Genomic DNA, 2,208 nt, shown 5'->3' with positions numbered 1-2,208 from the left:
GTAGACTCTGGGGCATGGAAAGGGAGTGAAGATGGAGCCGATACTGGAACTGGAAAGCGCACGGCTGATATTGCGGCAGTGGCGCGACGATGATTTGCCGGCGTTTGCGGCCATGTCCGCCGATCCGCAAGTGATGCGTTATTTTCCGGCACCCTTGAGTCGCCTGGAAAGCGCTGCGCTGATCGGCCGCGTGCGCGGGCATTTTGCCGAGCATGGTTTTGGTTTGTGGGCCTTGGAGCGCAAGGACACGGGCGCGTTCATCGGCTTTACGGGGTTGGGCGTGGTCGGGTTCGACGCGCATTTCACCCCGGCGGTGGAAATCGGCTGGCGCCTGGCGCGCGAGCACTGGGGCCTGGGTTATGCCAGCGAGGCCGCGTGGACGGCGTTGCGCTGTGCCTTCGACCGGCTGGGGCTGGACGAGGTGGTGGCGTTCACCGCCATCGATAATCTGCCGTCGCAGAAGGTCATGCAGGCCATTGGCATGCAACATGACCCGGCCGATGATTTCGAGCACCCGAAGCTCGCGGTCGGTCATCCATTGCGTCACCATGTGCTCTATCGCATTGACCGGGAGCAGTGGTTGCAGACCCTGCACGGTTAACCGACACGGACGTTACAATGCCCGCCAAAATGGCCCGGGCCAATTATCGATCCGCCGCAGCACAGACTGCGCGGTTTTTGCGCTGTGTGAGGAAAGTCTGAATGAGCCACGTGTTGGAAGATCTGGTCGACCTGCTGACCCTGGAACCGATCGAAGAGAACCTGTTTCGCGGTCGTAGCCAGGACCTCGGGTTTCGCCAGCTGTTCGGCGGCCAGGTACTGGGCCAGTCATTGTCGGCGGCCAGCCAGACCGTGGAAGAGGCGCGCCACGTGCATTCGATGCATGGCTATTTCCTGCGTCCGGGTGATGCGGCGCTGCCGGTGGTCTACCAGGTCGATCGCGTCCGGGACGGTGGCAGCTTCAGCACCCGTCGGGTCACGGCGATCCAGAAGGGCAACCCGATCTTCACCTGCAGCGCCTCGTTCCAGTATGACGAGCAGGGCTTCGAGCACCAGAGCACCATGCCGCAAGTCGTCGGGCCGGAAAACCTGCCCTCCGAGCTGGAGCTGACCCAGCAGCGCGCCCATTTGCTGCCGGAGCACATGCGCGAAAAACTGCTGTGCCCCAAGCCGATCGAGGTGCGCCCGGTCACCGAAAAAGATCCTTACAACCCGCAACCGGCCGATCCGGTCAAATACGTGTGGTTCCGTGCCGATGGCGCCTTGGCGGACATCCCGGCCCTGCACAAATACCTGTTGGCCTACGCCTCGGATTTCGGCCTGTTGACCACCTCGCTGCTGCCCCACGGTAAATCGGTATGGCACAAGGATATGCAGGTCGCGAGCCTTGACCACGCGTTGTGGTTCCACGCCGACCTACGCGCCGACGACTGGTTGCTCTACGCCATGGACAGCCCGTGGGCCGGCAATTCCCGTGGTTTTTCCCGGGGCAGTGTGTACAACCGCGCCGGACAACTGGTCGCGTCGGTGACCCAGGAAGGCTTGATCCGCCATCGCAAGGACTGGGCATGAGCCTGGCCGACGTTCGCCATTGGGTGTTCGACATGGACGGCACGCTGACCATTGCCGTGCATGACTTTGCCGCGATCCGCGTGGCCCTGGCGATTCCGGCCGAAGACGACATCCTCACCCACCTGGCGGCGTTGCCCCCGGAAGAAGCAGCCGCCAAGCACGCCTGGTTGCTGGAACACGAACGGGACCTGGCGCTGGGCTCCAAGCCCGCGCCGGGCGCGGTTGAGCTGGTGCGAGAGTTGGCGGGCCGCGGCTATCGCCTGGGCATCCTGACCCGCAACGCTCGCGAGCTGGCCCACATCACTCTGGAAGCCATTGGCCTGGCAGATTGTTTCGCGGTGGAGGACGTGTTGGGCCGCGACGAAGCGCCGCCCAAGCCGCATCCCGGTGGCCTGTTGAAACTGGCCGAGGCATGGGCCGTGGCGCCCGGCTCGATGGTCATGGTGGGTGACTACCGTTTCGACCTGGACTGCGGTCGCGCGGCGGGGGCGCGGACGGTGCTGGTGAACCTGCCGGATAATCCGTGGCCGGAGCTGACGGATTGGCATGCGCGGGATTGCGGGGAGTTGCGGCGGATGCTTTTGATTTGAAAGCTCCGTTGACTGATCGATCGCTATCGCGAGCAAGCTCGCTCCC

At 63.9% G+C, this 2,208-nt stretch carries 3 protein-coding genes; all 3 read left to right on the top strand.

Features of this window, described 5'->3' with window-relative positions; translation table 11 throughout:
• Positions 1-31 precede the first annotated feature (31 nt).
• The 3 genes from OC610_RS26100 (at position 32) to OC610_RS26090 (ending at position 2,162) form a co-directional block, all read left to right on the top strand.
• A complete protein-coding gene (locus tag OC610_RS26100; protein WP_181289448.1) occupies positions 32-601 on the top strand; it encodes a GNAT family N-acetyltransferase in 570 nt (189 codons plus the stop codon).
• A gap of 101 nt (positions 602-702) precedes the next feature.
• Positions 703-1,572, top strand: a complete 870-nt coding sequence (tesB, locus tag OC610_RS26095; RefSeq protein WP_249873250.1) for an acyl-CoA thioesterase II — start codon at positions 703-705, stop codon at positions 1,570-1,572.
• Positions 1,569-2,162, top strand: a complete 594-nt coding sequence (locus OC610_RS26090) for an HAD family hydrolase (RefSeq protein WP_264431945.1) — start codon at positions 1,569-1,571, stop codon at positions 2,160-2,162. Before tesB ends, OC610_RS26090 begins: the two co-directional genes overlap by 4 nt.
• The last annotated feature ends 46 nt before the right edge of the window (positions 2,163-2,208 follow it).

Source organism: Pseudomonas agronomica (genome assembly GCF_025917275.1).
Taxonomy (GTDB): domain Bacteria; phylum Pseudomonadota; class Gammaproteobacteria; order Pseudomonadales; family Pseudomonadaceae; genus Aquipseudomonas; species Aquipseudomonas agronomica.
Note: the sequence above shows the minus strand (reverse complement) of the source record. Positions and strands in the feature narration are given on the sequence as shown.

Bases quoted from the DNA above. Each gene is read 5' to 3' on its own strand.
- OC610_RS26100 (WP_181289448.1), top strand. From the start codon at position 32: ATGGAGCCGATACTGGAACTGGAAAGCGCACGGCTGATATTGCGGCAG.
- tesB (WP_249873250.1), top strand. From the start codon at position 703: ATGAGCCACGTGTTGGAAGATCTGGTCGACCTGCTGACCCTGGAACCG.
- OC610_RS26090 (WP_264431945.1), top strand. From the start codon at position 1,569: ATGAGCCTGGCCGACGTTCGCCATTGGGTGTTCGACATGGACGGCACG.